Origin of the sequence: Crystallibacter degradans (genome assembly GCF_012952295.1) — a bacterium.
GTDB lineage: Bacteria > Actinomycetota > Actinomycetes > Actinomycetales > Micrococcaceae > Crystallibacter > Crystallibacter degradans.
Genome location: NZ_JABBCH010000099.1, coordinates 1 through 375, shown reverse-complemented (window position 1 = coordinate 375; position 375 = coordinate 1). Strand labels below are relative to the sequence as shown.

The window sequence follows — 375 nt, the reverse complement described above, 5'->3', positions numbered from 1 at the left end:
CATGAGCAACGAAATCCTCAAGCCCAGCGTGCCTGCTCCGGACATTGTCCGCTGCGCGTACATGGATCTGGTCGTCACGGACCTGGCCAAGTCCCGCGAGTTCTACGTGGACGTCCTGGGCCTGCACGTGACCGAAGAGGACGAGAACACCATCTACCTGCGCTCCTTCGAGGAGTTCATCCACCACAACCTGGTGCTGCGCAAGGGCCCGGTCGCCGCCGTGGCATCGTTTGCCTACCGGGTGAAGTCCCCGGCCGAAGTGGACGCCGCCGAGGCGTACTACAAGGAACTCGGGTGCCGCACCGAGCGCCGCAAGGACGGCTTCTCCAAGGGCATCGGCGACTCCGTCCGCGTGGAGGACCCGCTGGGCTTCCC

The 375-nt window shown here is 65.3% G+C and carries 1 protein-coding gene; it reads left to right on the top strand.

What is annotated here, in order from left to right; genetic code table 11:
- Window position 1: 1 nt before the first annotated feature.
- Window positions 2–375, top strand: a 374-nt coding sequence (locus HGO92_RS23290) for a VOC family protein (RefSeq protein ID WP_205835026.1), incomplete at its 3' end; no start/stop codon positions are given.